The 13,521-nt window shown below is 58.6% G+C and carries 12 protein-coding genes and 1 pseudogene; 2 read left to right on the top strand and 11 right to left on the bottom strand.

What is annotated here, in order from left to right; genetic code table 11:
• From ACTNBU_RS05275 to ACTNBU_RS05305, 7 genes and pseudogenes are all read right to left on the bottom strand, one after another.
• Positions 1-339: pseudogene (locus ACTNBU_RS05275) on the bottom strand (transketolase family protein); the annotation flags it as partial.
• 17 nt (positions 340-356) lie between these two features.
• On the bottom strand, positions 357-1,193 hold the full coding sequence (locus ACTNBU_RS05280; protein ID WP_441031528.1) for a transketolase: 837 nt from the start codon (positions 1,191-1,193) through the stop codon (positions 357-359).
• A 230-nt stretch (positions 1,194-1,423) separates the two neighbouring features.
• Positions 1,424-2,710, bottom strand: a complete 1,287-nt coding sequence (locus tag ACTNBU_RS05285; protein WP_441031530.1) for a TRAP transporter large permease — start codon at positions 2,708-2,710, stop codon at positions 1,424-1,426.
• Positions 2,711-3,181: a TRAP transporter small permease gene (locus ACTNBU_RS05290; protein ID WP_441031531.1), complete on the bottom strand. Its 471-nt coding sequence runs from the start codon at positions 3,179-3,181 to the stop codon at positions 2,711-2,713. It abuts the gene before it with no gap.
• Positions 3,182-3,192: 11 nt separating this feature from the next.
• A complete protein-coding gene (locus ACTNBU_RS05295) occupies positions 3,193-4,188 on the bottom strand; it encodes a DctP family TRAP transporter solute-binding subunit (protein ID WP_441031533.1) in 996 nt (331 codons plus the stop codon).
• Positions 4,189-4,728: 540 nt separating this feature from the next.
• Complete coding sequence (locus ACTNBU_RS05300; protein WP_441031534.1) at positions 4,729-6,039, bottom strand: MATE family efflux transporter; 1,311 nt, start codon at positions 6,037-6,039, stop codon at positions 4,729-4,731.
• Positions 6,040-6,119: 80 nt separating this feature from the next.
• Complete coding sequence (locus ACTNBU_RS05305) at positions 6,120-7,457, bottom strand: serine hydrolase domain-containing protein (RefSeq protein ID WP_441031536.1); 1,338 nt, start codon at positions 7,455-7,457, stop codon at positions 6,120-6,122.
• 221 nt (positions 7,458-7,678) lie between these two features.
• Here ACTNBU_RS05305 and ACTNBU_RS05310 point away from each other — a divergent pair, with 221 nt between their 5' ends.
• The gene (locus ACTNBU_RS05310) at positions 7,679-8,434 is read left to right on the top strand and encodes a MurR/RpiR family transcriptional regulator (RefSeq protein WP_441031538.1); all 756 of its coding nucleotides are present in this window, start codon (positions 7,679-7,681) and stop codon (positions 8,432-8,434) included.
• Positions 8,434-9,528 (top strand): agmatine deiminase, encoded by a 1,095-nt coding sequence (gene aguA, locus ACTNBU_RS05315; RefSeq protein WP_441031540.1) that lies wholly within the window; start codon positions 8,434-8,436, stop codon positions 9,526-9,528. The genes ACTNBU_RS05310 and aguA overlap by 1 nt, the downstream gene beginning before the upstream one ends.
• Before the next feature lie 88 nt (positions 9,529-9,616).
• On the opposite strand, the gene ACTNBU_RS05320 is transcribed toward aguA, so the two are convergent.
• The 4 genes from ACTNBU_RS05320 to ACTNBU_RS05335 all read right to left on the bottom strand — a co-directional run bounded on the left by ACTNBU_RS05320 (position 9,617) and on the right by ACTNBU_RS05335 (position 13,350).
• A complete protein-coding gene (locus ACTNBU_RS05320; RefSeq protein WP_441031542.1) occupies positions 9,617-10,954 on the bottom strand; it encodes an MFS transporter in 1,338 nt (445 codons plus the stop codon).
• 373 nt (positions 10,955-11,327) lie between these two features.
• Positions 11,328-11,735, bottom strand: a complete 408-nt coding sequence (locus ACTNBU_RS05325) for an RbsD/FucU family protein (protein WP_441031543.1) — start codon at positions 11,733-11,735, stop codon at positions 11,328-11,330.
• A 209-nt stretch (positions 11,736-11,944) separates the two neighbouring features.
• Complete coding sequence (locus ACTNBU_RS05330; RefSeq protein ID WP_441031545.1) at positions 11,945-12,070, bottom strand: hypothetical protein; 126 nt, start codon at positions 12,068-12,070, stop codon at positions 11,945-11,947.
• Positions 12,067-13,350, bottom strand: a complete 1,284-nt coding sequence (locus tag ACTNBU_RS05335) for a rhamnulokinase (RefSeq protein ID WP_441031547.1) — start codon at positions 13,348-13,350, stop codon at positions 12,067-12,069. Before ACTNBU_RS05335 ends, ACTNBU_RS05330 begins: the two co-directional genes overlap by 4 nt.
• Positions 13,351-13,521: the final 171 nt, after the last annotated feature.

Here is a 13,521-nt window from a genome sequence, read left to right on the forward strand (position 1 = left end):
AGTCACGCCGCCGTGAGAGCAGGCGATCTTGACGTTGAGGTTGGGATAGCAGATCTCCTGACGGATCATCTCGCACATCCGCATGGAGCCGAACGCCGCGTAGGTGACGACGTACGGGAGCTTGCCGCAGGTGGCAAGGCCGGCGGCGACGCCCGCGCCGTTCTGCTCAGCGATGCCGACGTTGACATGCTGCTCGGGCAGTTCCTTCATGAACTGCGTGGTCTTGCAGGACTTGCCGATATCGACGTCCACCACCAGAATGTTCTTATTCTCTTTGCCCAGCTCGACGATAGCCTCGCCAAAGCCGTCACGGGTCGCTTTTTTCATGACTTCACTCATTGCTGTTCCCTCCTCGCTTACTGAGCCAGCTGGGCCTTCAGCTCAGCCATTGCCTGCTTGTACTGCTCCTCGTTGGGAGCGACGCCGTGCCAGGAGCAGACGTTCTCCATAAAAGAAACGCCCTTGCCCTTGATGGTATGAGCGTAGATGCACTTGGGCTTGCCGTTCTTGGAGGCGTAGCACTTATCCAGCGTTGCCACGATCTCCTCCATGTTGTGGCCGTCGATCTCGAGGGTCTCCCAGCCGAAGGCCTTGAACTTCTCACCCAGGTCGCCGTTGGGCATGACCTCGTCGCAGGTACCGTCGATCTGGAGGTTGTTGAAGTCCACGAACGTGATCAGGTTGTCCAGCTTGTACTTGTGGGCGGTATTGGCAGCCTCCCAGATCTCGCCCTCCTGGGCCTCGCCGTCGCCCACCACACAGAATACATGATAATCCTTTTGATCCATCTTTCCGGCCATGGCCATACCGACCGCGCAGGCCAGACCCTGACCCAGAGAGCCGGTGGAGATGTCGATGCCGGGGCACTTGTTCATAGAAGGGTGGCCCTGGAGCATGGAGCCTTCCTTCCGCAGAGTGTCCAGCTCAGACTCCGGGAAGAAGCCCACAGAGGCCAGACAGGCGTACTGGATGGGGCACACATGGCCTTTGGAAAGAACCATCCGGTCACGATCCGGCCAGCGGGGATTCTGGGGATCCAGGTTCATGTACTTGAAATAGCAGGCAGTGACAAAGTCTGCCGCCGAAAGGGCGCCGCCCGGATGACCGGACTGGGCCTTATAGATCATATCAATGACCTTCATGCGCATCTGTACGGCGGTGTTTTTCAGTTCCTGAATGGAAATGTCTTTCACAAAAATCACCTCAATAAAAGTTTAGTTCTGCGCCTTCTTTGCAATATGTCGGACAAATGACAACTACAGTATATCGATTTGTCTGACAAAGTCAATAGCATTTTTGAGATTTTCACTTTTGGAAAAATATCGACACATTTTTTGGGGAAATTGACAGTTAGAAAAGCTCCGGACGGGAGCGTTTTCCCGTCCGGAGCTTCGTTTTGTCAATCAGCCCACAGGTTGACAGATCAGGACACAAACATTGTGGAGATGCCGGGGATATACGTGACCAGGAGGAGGACCGCCAGTTCAGCGACGAGACAGGGGATGACCCCCTTGGTGATCTCCTCAATCTTGATGTCACCGATGCCGCAGGCCACGTACAGGTTCACGCCAACAGGCGGCGTGAACAGACCGATCGCCAGGTTGACGATCATGACGACGCCCAGATGGATGGGGCTGATGCCCAGTTCCAGCGCAACGGGTGCAAACAGCGGCGTGAAGATATAGAGGGCGGAGGTGGAGTCCAGGAAGCAGCCGGCAATCAGGAGCACGATGTTGACGATGATAAAGAAGATGATCCAGTTGCCGCCGGTAATGCTCAGCATGAAGTCCTTGATCGCCAGATCCAGTCTGGCCCGGGTGAGTACATAGCCGAACAGGGTCGCACCCATGGTGATGAACATGACGGTGGCGGTGGTGCTGCAAGAGTCGATGAGGATATCCTTCATCTTTTTCAGGTTGATCTCGCCATAGACGAAAACGCCTACGATCAATCCGTAGAACACGGAGACGGCTGCCGCCTCCGTGGGCGTGAAAATGCTGCCATAGATACCGCCCAGAATGATGACGGGCATCAGCAGACCCCAGAAGGCGTCCTTAAACGCTTTCAGACGCTCCTGCGCCGATGCCTTGGGCTGCACCTTCAGATCCATTTTCCGGCCGAGAAACAGCGCGGCCGCAATCAGACCGATGCCCATCAGAAGACCGGGGACCAGGCCGGAGATAAACAGATTCGTGATAGACGCATCGGCGATGGAGCCGAACACTACGAAGGTGATGGACGGCGGGATTACCACGCCGATCGCGCCGCCCGCGGCCATCAGGGCGCAGGCAAAAGGCGCGGAATAGCCAGCTTTCACCAGAGCGGGGATCATGATGAGGCCCAGGGCCGCCACCGTAGCGGGGCCGGAGCCTGAGATGGCCGCGAAAAAGCAGGATACTGCCACGCAGACCATAGCCATGCCGCCGCGGATGTGGCCCAGACATTTTTCGGCCAGGTTGATGAGCCGGCCGGAGATACCGGCCTTCTCCATCACGTTGCCGGAGAGAATGAAGAAGGGAATCGCCAGCAGGACAAATTTACTGCTGGCAGAAGAGCACAGCCGGGGCAAAACGCTCATGATGGCCTCCAGGGGCTTGCCTGCCCCCTGGACCAGAATGGCGCCCACGCTGGACATACCGAGACAGACGGCGATGGGGGCGCCGAATACCAGCAGCAATACGAAGATACCCAGTAATACGATGCCGACCATTTATTTGTCCTCCTCTGCGCGATATTCCTTGTACATATCCGTCATGCCCTCCAGGAATGCAATGGCAGCGAACGCCGCACCCACAGGCACGAAAGAGCCGTAGATCCACTCGGGCCACTGCATGGTGGCGGTCTCCTGACCCATCTGGTACTGGCTGATGACCATCTGAACGCCGAAGATCACGATCAGAAGGCAGAACAGGGCGGAGATCCCGTACATGGATATATTAATGACCAGTCGTGCGCGGGGACTGACGCGATCCGTAATAATGGACAGGCCAAGATGCGCTCTCCGTCGGGCGGCGATGGCCGTGCCCATAAAGCTCATCAGGACGAACAGATATGTGGAGATCTCATCGGAGACGGCCAGAGAGTGGTTGAACACATAGCGGGCGATCACGTTGGCAAAGACCAGCACAGCCATGACAGAGACGCAGACGCAGGCAACAAATTTTTCGATCTTTTCTAACATACGCTACCTCCTTATTTGATGCCAAAGGCGGCGCAGGCTTCCTCACCGTACTCTGCCTTCAGCCCGGCAGACACGTCGGCGACTGCTTCCTGGAACGCCTTGAGCTGTTCCTCAGTCAGAATATCCACCTGCATGCCGGCATCCCGGAAGCCCTTGATCAGCTGGTCTTCCTCGTCCTCCAGCCGGTCACGGCCCCACTCGCAGGACTCCGTGGCGCACTCCTGAAGCAGCTGGCGGGTATTCTCCTCCAGGCTCTCCCAAATCTTCGAATTGGCCACAAAAAGGTCATTCTCATAGCTGTAATTCCAGATGGTCATATAGGATTGGATCTCGTCCATCTTGGAGGATTTCGTGACGGAGCAGCCGTTCTCCTGCCCGTCGATGGTTCCCTGCTGGATCGCGGTGAAGACCTCGCTCCAGCTCATGGCGGTAGGACTGGCTCCAAGTGCCTTGAACACGCTCATGTACACGGCGGAGCCGGGGACGCGGATCTTCAGGTTCTTCAGATCTTCCGGCTTCGTGACGGGGCGCTTGCTGTTGGTGAGCTGCCGGAAGCCGTTATGGAAGGAGCCCAGATAAGTGATGCCCTTCTCCTTCAGGAGCTTTGCGTAGTATTCGCCGCCGGTGGAATCGATCACTTCCCGGGCCTGCTGATAGGATGTAAAGGACCACGGCAGAGTAGCGACAGACATCTTGGGTTCCAGATTTGCCAGAACGCAGGTGGCGTAGGCCCCCAGGTCTGAGCCGCCCACGGCGATATATTCCACGCCTTTGGTACTGTTGCCGCCGGCCAGGGTATCATTGGGGAAGACGTCGATGACGATATTTCCGTCGGAGCGCTCCGCCACCATGTCGGCAAAATGGTGCGCGACCAGAGAGTCAATCTGTGTGTCGGTTCCGTTGACTGCCATAGAGAGGTTGATCTTCTGGTATTCGCCATCACCTCTGCCGGATGTCTCCGTACTGCCGCAGCCAGACAGACTGGCGGCCAGCAGTGCAGCTTCCAACAGGGCAACTATGATTACTTTCCCATGCTTCATACACAGGTACCTCCAGTGATCGTTGTTTTTTGTCATTTGTCCTATGTCCGATAAATGTAAAACGATTATACGTTTCTGCCAGAACAATGTCAAGAGACGACAACACTTCTGGCATTTCTGACAAAATTATCTGCCAATTTTATGGAGAAAGTCAATGGGTCCTCCCTGCAAGCCGTTGATGGACTCCACAATGACCGCGGATCGGATCGTCTTTCGAGAAAAATGTCCCATGAGGGTGGCTTCCGCAGATGGCACGTGCCGGAGCGCGGGAACCGACCCTGATGGGACTGTTTTGCGGCAATGGGAGTATGCGACAAAGATCACAAGAGCAAGCCCTCCCTGAAGCAGACAGGCAAGACCTTCTCCATCCCGGGCGCTTCCGGACATAAGACCTCCCCCAGTTCCCAATACGGCCCGCAGGCCGTATGAGAGCTGAGGGAGGTCTTGTCGTGTAAAGTGTTGCCCCTGAGCAGTGCGCCCTCACCGGCTGACGGCAGAGACTGCGGCTCACTTGCTCCGCAGATACTGCCGGAGGAAGAACAGGGACATGCACAGGCACAGGATCTCGGAGAAGATGGGGGTGAACCAGATGGCGTCGCCGCCGCCGATGGCGGCCAGCGTCAGCAGGCACATGCTCTGGAGGACCAGACCGCGCCCCATGGAGATGCAGATGGCGGGCTTGGGCCGTTCCAGGGCTGTCAGGAAGCCGCCGATGACCACATTGAAGCCCACCAGCAGATAGGAGACGCTGTACTGACGGAAGGCGCGGACGGAGTAGGCCACCAGCTCCGGATTGGACTCCTTGAGAAACGCCTTCACGATCTGGGGGGCGGCGGCATAGAGGCCCGTGAAAGACACCAGCGCCAGGATCGCCGCGGAGACAAGCCCGTACTTCAGCAGACGATGGCAGCTGCCGGTCTCCTTCTTGCCGAAGTAAAAGCTCACCAGCGGCTGGGACCCCTGGGAGATCCCCACCATCAGATTGATGATGACGGTGTTCATATAGGCGATGATGGTATAGGTCACCACACCGTCGGCGCCGATGCAGCGCAGCAGCGTGCGATTGAACAGGAAGATCATCAAGCCGGTACACAGCTCTGTGATGCCGTCGGAGAAGCCAATGGGCAGGATGCGCCGGTAGATGTGAGGATTAAACCGGAATCTCCGGGGATGGAAGGTGCACTTCTTCCCGAAGAAGTGGATGAGGTAGATGACGCAGGTGAGGAACTGGGAGAGTCCCGTGGCCACCGCCGCGCCGAATACGCCAAGCCCCAGATGGAAAATGGCGATATAATCCATCACGCAGTTTGCAAGGCATCCTGTAATGACGGTGTACATGGCCACCTGGGGATACCCGTCCGTCTTGATCAGGATCTCCAGATTATAGGAGATCAGAAAGCACGCACTGAAGGGAGCCAGTCCCATAAGGTATTTCTTGACGTAGTCCAGCGTCACGGAATCGGCGCCCAGCAGTCTGGCGAAGGGCTCCATAAACAGGAACACCAACGCCGTGATGAGCACACCGAGGCATAGGAGCACGGTGAGATTCTGCGAGAAGAGGGCGTCAGCCTCCTGCCGCTGTTTCTGGGCCAGACAGATGGCGATGACGGTAGAGGTGCCGACGGCAAACATCACCGCGATGGAGAACAGTGCGTTGGTGAACGGGAGGGCCAGATTGACGGCGCTCATGGCATATTCCCCGACGCCCCGGGCTACCATCAGACCATCCACCATGGAATAGAGGGAGAAGACCATCAGCGATGCGGCAGTCGCGGAGACGAACCGCAGGAAGCTGGCGAGCAGATTTTTTCCTGCCAATTGCAAAATAAAACAACCTTTCTAATTTTTCAGGAGAGTTTCTGCCGGCCTTCCGGCAGATGGTGAGAACAGGGACCCGGTCACAGCTCCGGGAACAGATTGTCCAGCAGGGCGCTGCACAGCCGCTCTTCCCATTGATACATTCCGGAATAGTTTCCGTGATGCTCCGTGTCGGGCGCGCCCTGCCCGTTGATCACATAGAAGATCCCGCACTTGCGCTGACGGTCCACGAACAGACCGGCCAGCAGTCCGTAGGCTTCACCGAAATGGCCGGACATGACCACGTTGCGCTCCGGCAGGAAGCGGTCTCGCTGGCCGGAAGTGAATTTCTGGATGCCCGGGCCATAACAGGTCATCAGCCCGTCGTAGGTGTCGCCGTTCTGCTTCTGGGGGTCATAGGTCCAGCACGGGGTGAACATGGTATCCACGGATTCTTTGCTCAAAATGCGATTTCCATTCACCAGACCGTCTGTCAGAAACAGCTCCGCCAGAGCCTGCAGCTCCTCCATGGAGATGCGCAGGCCGCCCTGGGGAGAGAACAGTGTGCCGTTGTCGCCGATGCGATACGCGCTCAGATCCGCCAGGACGTTCTCGCCGCCCAGGTCCGGATTGGTGATGAGCACCTTGTCCCGGGGCTGGACCTGATCCTGATAGTCGTCGATCTGGGCCGCCCAGGGCTGGGAGGCGTCCCAGCAGTCTCCGTTTTTGGACTGGTAGAGGGGGGAGAGGTCGTGCAGCTGCTGGGCTGTAAAGTCTCCCACGTTGAAGCTGGCCTGAAGGCCCATGGGCTCCAGCACGTTTTTCTTCATGTATTCATCGAAGCGAAGACCGCTGATCCGCTCAAAAATGGTGCCGATGATACCGTAGTTCAGATTGGTATAGGCAAAGAAGCGGCCGGGACCGCGGTCGATCCCGTCGGAAGAACCGGCGAAATGCTCGCCGCCGGCATAGTATTTGCCGTCCGGCAGGAAGAACTGTTCGATGTTGTCCTCCGGCGGAGTGGAGTAGACGCTTCCGTCTCTGATGGACGAGGTGTGAGACAGCAGCATCCGCAGGGTGATGGGCTCGTCGGGATAGTTGGGATTGCGCAGCCGGAAGCCCAGATAGACGCTGACGTCCGCGTCCAGATCCAGGGTCCCCTGTTCCACCAGCTGCATGACGCCTACGGCAGAGAAGACCTTGGAGATGGACGCCGTGCGGAAGCGCGTGTCCGTGCGGAAGGGCAGGTTGTTTTCCGGATGCGCGGCATCCACGCGGCGGAAGCCGAAGCATCCCTCATACAGGAGTTTTCCGTCCTGAAAGGCCATCACGCCGCACCCGGGTACGGGCATGACCGGATCATTGACGATGGCGCGCAGATCGTTTTCCAGCGCGGAGATCTGGGCGCTCTGCCGCAGATCGGGAAGAATTTTTTCCATGAGAGCAAAGCCTCCTTCTGATTCAGCCGGCGGACGGCAAATCCCTCCGGCGATTTTGGGGTTTATCATTTACAATCTGGCAAAAGTTATATAAAATGGATATTGTGATCAGCGCTGAGATCCCGCAGCAATAATTTTACAACACCGCCACGCTTCTTGGAAAGGTTATACCTGCTATGAAAGAAGATTTTTTTTCCGTTGTCGTCCCATATCTATCTTCTTTGAATGAGACTGAGCTGAAGATATTCGACTACGTGGCGCAGAACATGCACGCCGTGAAAGATAAGAGCATCCGGATCCTGGCGCACGAGTGCTACGTGTCCACGACCACCATATTCCGGTTCGTGCAGAAGCTGGGGTTTGCCGGCTATGCGGACTTCATCAACTCGCTCCGGCTGGCCGATTATCCCACCCAGGAGACGAACGACGCCGGTCAGGAACTGCCAAACGACTGGATCGGGCGCTACTCCGCGGACATCACGCAGTCGCTCCGCTCCATCTCCCCGGACAAGATCGCAATGCTGCTGGATCTGATCCGGGAGCGCAGGATCGTTCTGCTCAGCGACAGTCTCGCCGGCATCGCGGCGGAGTACGCCCAGCGCATGTTCTGCCTTTGCGAGTACCACGCGGAGCGGCCTGTCCACGCCTATGAGCTGAAAGGACTGATCCATTCCGTGGAGGAGAGCGACGTGCTGATGGTGTTTTCCACAGCGGAGCAGAGCCGTGAAGCGGTGGAGCCGGTGACGCGCATTCTGGCGGACAAGCGGCCTGCCGTGATCTCCGTCTCCAATGAACACGGCGGCATCCTTCAGCGGATGAGCGACCTGGACATCCCTGTGTACTCCCAGCAGTCGCCCGTCGCCGCCATGATCGCGGTCATCGATCTGATATTCTATCATCTCCGGCAGGACCGGAACAATCAGGATACCGAAGTAATCAGCGGCGAAGCGATGCCGCAGAAAGGTTGGAATGAGTAATGGCTGTTTTGCATACACTTCCGGCCGCCGAGGGATTTCGTCTCGTGCCGGAATATGCGTGGCACGCGGGCAGCTGGATGGTCTGGCCCCAGCGCCCGGACAACTGGCGCCTGGGCGCCAAGCCGGCCCAGCGCGTGATCTGTGAAATCGCACGGGAGATCAGCCGGTTTGAGCCGCTGACGGTCTGCGTCAGGGCCGACCAGTACGAAAACGCCCGGAATCACCTCTGCCCCGAGGTCCGCGTCATCGAAATGACCACCAACGACGCCTTTGTCCGGGATTTCGGCCCCACGTTCATCACAAACGGCTACAAGGTGCGGGGCGTGGACTGGACCTTCAACGGCTACGGCGGCCAGTTGGAGGGGCTGTATTTCCCCTGGGATGCGGACAACCTGGCCGCGCAGAAGATCTGCGAAGTGGCGGGGATCGACAGCTACCAGCTGCGGGAGTTCGTGTTTGAGGGCTGTGCCTTTTCCTTCGACGGCGAGGATACGCTGGCAGTCACGGAGGAGTGCCTCCTCAGCGAGGGCCGCAATCCCAGCCTGTCCAAAGATCAGATCGAGCGCACCCTGGAAAACTACCTGGGCATCAAAAAGGTGATCTGGCTCCATCGCGGGCTCTATATGGACGAGGGAAAGGGCCATATCGACAATCTGCTCTGCTTTATCCGCCCGGGAGAGCTGATCCTGTCCTGGACGGACGATCCCGCTCACCCGCAGTACGAGATCGTGCGGGAGGCGGAGGAGATCCTCTCCAAAGAGACGGACGCTCAGGGCAGAAAGCTCCGCATCCACAAGATCCCGCTGCCCAGCCCTCTGGTCATTACAAGGGAGGAGGCGGACGGCGTGGACTGGTGCAAGGACACGCTGCCCCGTCTGGCGGGGGACCGGCTGGTGGGCTCTTATCTGAATTTCTACATGCCCAACGGCGCACTGATCTATCCCCGGTTTGACGATCCCTGCGATGAGCAGGCCGAGCAGATCTTCGCCCAGCTGTTTCCCCGCCGCAAACGGATCGGCATTCAGGCGCGGGAGCTGTTTTTGGGCGGCGGCGGCATCCACAGCATGGTCCTCTCCCAGCCCAGCGTGAACTGAATACGGATCTGGATATTAAAGAAAGGCTCCTGAGTCAGCTGAACACATGCGGCAGGAGCCTTTCTTTTATGTCGTCAGAAGCGGAAGATCACTTTTTCGCGGCTTCCAGCTCTGCCATCTTGGCATTGTAGACCTTGCGGGAGTAGGGATACTTGATGGCCAGGAAGGCGATGATCAGGCCGAAGACCAGGCCGCCCACGCCGTAGATGGTGCGGATGCCGGAGACGGCACCGGCGCTCTGAACGGCGGCGGTCTCGTCAAAGTGGAAGAAGTCCAGGCCAACGCCCACCAGCCACATGCCGATGGAGCAGCCGAACTTGTTCACGCAGGAGAGCAGAGACGTCATGGCGCCTGCGCGGTTGACGCCGCTCTCCAGCTCGTTGATGGAGATCACGTCGGCGGCGACGGAGTAGATGAGGGTCCAGAAGGTGGAGTTGCCCAGCGCGGAGAAGCACAGAGCCAGGCAGTACAGGGGGATCGTGGGAGGCAGGATCCGGGGCAGGAACATGCCGAAGCCATAGCAGAAGAAACCGAAGATCATCATGGTGCGCTTGTCGATCTTCTTGGAGATGTTGCCGATCACCATGGCCATCACGATCATGTAGAAGCACTTGCCCATGTTGATGACGCCGATCTGGATGTCGCTGAGCTCATAGAAATAGGTCTGGACGTAGATGTTGCCGGAGGCCTGGATACCAACGATGCAGTTGGCAAACAGGGCGATGAGGACCACGATGATGTAGGTCTTGTCGGTCAGGCACTCCATGAAATCCTTGAAGGAGAAGGAGTTGGCCTTGGCCTCCTCGGTGCTGAGGCTGATCTCCTTGCCCTTGGTGCAGACACCGGCCAGGAAGTAGGAGACAAAGCAGAAGGCGGCGGTCACGACGGCGACGATGGCCCAGCCCACCTTTTCCGTGGAGCAGCGGTTTACCAGGATCATGGTGCAGCCGGAGACCACCAGCTCGCCCGCATACATGAAGGCGGAGGAGAAGCCGCGGATGGAGCTCTGCTCATCGTAGTCCTTGGTCAGTTCCTGGCCGATGATGATGTGGTTCATGTCGCACATCGTGAAGAACAGCCAGAAGAAGATGTTGAGGATCACATAGTAGAAAATCTTGACGCCGTCGGACTCGAAATCAAAGGCGGAGAACAGCAGCCAGACGGTGATGCCGAGAGGTACGGAAGCACGCATCATCATCGGACGGCGGGTGCCGGTCTTGACCTTCATTTTATCGCTGAAGAAACCGATAATAGGATCGGTAACAGCGTCCCAAATAACAGCGAACAGAGAAATGGTGCCGGCCACCGCGGGAGCGACCCCGGCAAAGCTGGTCATGAAGTAGATGAAGTAGTAGTAATACAGGTTGTAGGCCAGTCCGGAACCCAGCTGGCCGATACCATAGCCAATCTTTGTTCCTGTTGACAATTTCCGGTTTAAATTATTCATAACTTTCTCCCTCTTGTGCACGTCCTGCTGAAAAGGTGTAAATTTAGGATGGCCGTCCTTGTTGAAAGTCTACAATATTTCTCTTTTTTATGCAAGCGATCCCGGACACCTCGGAACAGTGTTCCGCAAATCCGAAACGCCTGTGTAACAGACATCCCCGAACAACTGTGCTCCGTCGTACTGCGGAAAGCTGATGAGGATGGCGGGCACGATGATGGCCAGGAATACGCGCCGATGAAGCTGGCAAGGTGCTGGCTGGCCGATGACGCTGCGTATTTCAACCGAAGCTCCGCATATAAAAAACCGGACCGGGCGATCCGCCCGGTCCGGTCTTCGTCTTGTTTGTCTGCGCTTACGCCACGCCAACCGTGATGAGGATGTTGGCGAAGGTGCGCTGCTCGCCGGTGGAGATGGCCAGCCGCAGGGTCTTCTCCCCGCAGGCGTCGTAGAACTCGAACCGGCCCATCTTGCCCGGCTCCATGCCGCCCGGCATCTTCCGGAACTCCCCGAAGATCTCCGGCTCAGTCCCGTCCGCAGGCTCCATCACCTGGGCGCTCTCAATGTTGATGACGCTCTGCAGCGTCTCCAGCACGTCCGTCACCGTGGGCAGGCCCGGACGCAGTCCCAGCCACACCTTCTCCGCCTCGCCCGTCTTGGACGCCAGCGGATAGTTGCCGTCGGCGATCAGGACCTTGTCGCCGTGGCCCAGCAGGGACACCACCCGCATCAGCTCCGGATGGATGCACTTTCCCGTCAGCATTCACCGGCCCTCCTTACTTCTCGTTCTCCCGCAGCTGGCCCAGCTTTCCGCCGGGATGGCAGCGGACGTACTTCACAGGATCCCAGTCCTTCTCCACCTGGAGCGCCACGGACAGGGCCTGCAGCGTCAGCTCCTCCGGCGTACGGGCACGGCCGGGATAGTTGCCGGTGGTCTGGATGCCGCCGGTCAGGGGCTTGCTGGGGTCCGTGTCAAATCCCCGGACGTCGTCTCCCTGCCAGCAGTGGAGAGATGGGGACGGTCTTCAGTTTTTCGATGGCGGCCTCGGCGTCCACGCCGCAGGCGGCGTACTTGACTTTTGCTTCGCTGTAGCTCATATGGTTCCCTCCTGAAGGTTCATTTGAATGTTCAAGTTGCCAAGGGCGGTGGCCTCAATGGGCAGGGCGACGACCTCTTTTCCGGTGGCCTCGGCCGTCAGGCGGTTGAGGAACTGGCTCTTGGCGCCGCCGCCCACGATGTACAGCCGGTCATAGTGCTTTCCGGTGTTGCGCTCCAACTCCTCAATGGCCTGCCGGTAGCACAGGGCCAAGGACCGGTACGCGCAGCGGAAATAGTCGGCCTCGCAGGCAGGTTTGCCGGACAGCTGCCGGTCGAAAGCGGCCTTCATGCTCTCTGGAGACATGAACGCCTGGGCGTTGGCGTCCACCGTCTCGTCGAAGCGGCTGGCCTCGGCCTCCTCCACGATGGCGCCGAAGGGCTTTCCGGGGCACAGCTCCTTCTGGAGCTGGTTCACCAGCCACATGCCCATGATGTTCTTCTGATAGCGGTTGTAGCCCACGCCGCCCTCGTTGGACCAGTTGGCCCGTTCACTTTCCGCGTCCGTCAGGGGCTTTTCCGTCTTGACGCCCAGCAGGCTCCAGGTGCCGGAGGAGATGTAAGGGGCTTCGCCTTCCATGGGGATGCCCTCCACGGCGGAGCCGGTGTCATGGGTGGCGCAGAGGACCACGTCCATGCCCTCGTACTGGCCGATGACGGTGCCGGGAGCCTGCAGCTGCGGGAACAGATGCTCCGGAAGCCCCAGAGTGCGGATCAGCTCCATGTCATACTCGCCGGTCTCGGCGTTGACCAGGCCGCCGGTGGTGGCGTTGGTGTACTCGTGGACCTTCACGCCGCAGAGGCGGTACATCAGCCAGCAGGGGAGCATCAGGAAGTCCGTGGCGCCTTCCAGACGGCCCGCCAGCAGGTCCGCGTAAAGCTGATAGACCGTGTTGAAGGGCTGGAACTGGATGCCGGTGTGCCGGTACAGCTGAGAGAAGGGGACCAGCTCATGCACCCGGGGGATCACGTCCTCCGTTCTGCCGTCCCGGTAGCAGTAGCAGGGGAACAGCTCCCGGTCGCCCTGCATGAGGACGTAGTCCACGCCCCAGGTGTCGATGGACAGGCTCCGGATGTCGGGGAACAGCTCCCGGGCCTGTTCGATGCCTGCCTTTACCGACTCCAGCAGACCCCCGGCGTCCCAGAGCAGGTGCCCGTCCTTCCGGACGGCGCCGTTTGGGAAGCGATAGACCTCTTTTGTTTTCAGCTCACCGTCCTCTCTCCAGCCCACGATGTGGCGGCCGGAGGAGGCGCCGATGTCAATGGCAAGATAGTGGTTCAAGCGCTCACCGCCTTCACGTTTGATCTCTGCGTCCGATTATACAGGAAAAAACCGCCCGGAAAAAGGGGCGGTGTTTGTGTAAGAAAAGTATCCTGATTTGCATTGCGGACCGGCGGCGTGTCTGGTATACTGAAGGCAGACACACCTGCGTCCGCCGCGGCGGAATCCGTT

The sequence above is a fragment of the Dysosmobacter sp. HCP28S3_G4 genome, from assembly GCF_052065175.1.
Classification (GTDB): Bacteria; Bacillota; Clostridia; order Oscillospirales; family Oscillospiraceae; genus Oscillibacter.

Excerpts from the sequence above, each read along its gene's own strand:
- ACTNBU_RS05285 (WP_441031530.1), bottom strand. The coding sequence starts at position 2,710 with ATGGTCGGCATCGTATTACTGGGTATCTTCGTATTGCTGCTGGTATTC.
- ACTNBU_RS05290 (WP_441031531.1), bottom strand. The coding sequence starts at position 3,181 with ATGTTAGAAAAGATCGAAAAATTTGTTGCCTGCGTCTGCGTCTCTGTC.
- ACTNBU_RS05305 (WP_441031536.1), bottom strand. The coding sequence starts at position 7,457 with ATGGAAAAAATTCTTCCCGATCTGCGGCAGAGCGCCCAGATCTCCGCG.
- aguA (WP_441031540.1), top strand. The coding sequence starts at position 8,434 with ATGGCTGTTTTGCATACACTTCCGGCCGCCGAGGGATTTCGTCTCGTG.
- ACTNBU_RS05325 (WP_441031543.1), bottom strand. The coding sequence starts at position 11,735 with ATGCTGACGGGAAAGTGCATCCATCCGGAGCTGATGCGGGTGGTGTCC.
- ACTNBU_RS05330 (WP_441031545.1), bottom strand. The coding sequence starts at position 12,070 with ATGAGCTACAGCGAAGCAAAAGTCAAGTACGCCGCCTGCGGCGTGGAC.